Here is a 725-nt window from a genome sequence, read left to right as displayed (position 1 = left end):
TACGCGAACAAATACCTGACTAGTAATAAGCTAATACCAAATGCACAACGTAATAGTGACTGCAGCTCTATTCTCAAAATTGTTCCTAGCGAAAGATACTTAAAAAACCTATTGGACCGCTTTAAATCAGACGAAGAACTACAGCAATACACCCGTTTTGATGTGATTTGCGCAACAGGGCAAAGAAACAACGAGAGTACAAAGCGAAAAGGTAATATGGTTATTCAGGGAACCAGTGATAAGTCTATAAGTGATTTATTGAAAGAGATGAAAGAGTCTGATTTAAATACAGGCTACCCACTGTTTCTATACGCTCCAATACGTGACTGGTCTACCCAAGAGGTTTTCACTTCCTTAGAACTTTCTGGAGCTAAGCCTCTTACTCGTAGTTTAGCTGGGCTCCCTCCCCTTCCCGGCTTCCTTTCTGATTTCGCCCTGCTTTTGGCCATTTATGGGAATGCTTCTTCTGATGTCTGTGAGATTGCAGTAGGACAAAAGAATTCAAATGGTTGTAATGGATCTAGTCGATTCGGATGCACACTATGCACAATGGTTCAACACGATAAAACCCAAAACTCACTAGCTAAACATACTCGATGGAAAGTGTTTTTACAGGAAGAGGTTCTTCGCATTAGAGATTTCATGTTTCAGCTGAGTTGCAATATGGATGCGAGAATGATGCATGCCAAAGCTATCGATTTTGCAGCATATCAACGAGTAGCATT

1 pseudogene is annotated in these 725 nt (G+C 40.7%); it reads left to right on the top strand.

What is annotated here, in order from left to right:
• Positions 1-725: pseudogene (locus IQR33_RS36035) on the top strand (hypothetical protein); the annotation flags it as partial.

The organism is Vibrio sp. OPT46 (assembly GCF_015163535.1).
Classification (GTDB): domain Bacteria; phylum Pseudomonadota; class Gammaproteobacteria; order Enterobacterales; family Vibrionaceae; genus Vibrio; species Vibrio alginolyticus.
This window is presented reverse-complemented; position numbering and strand designations above follow the sequence as displayed.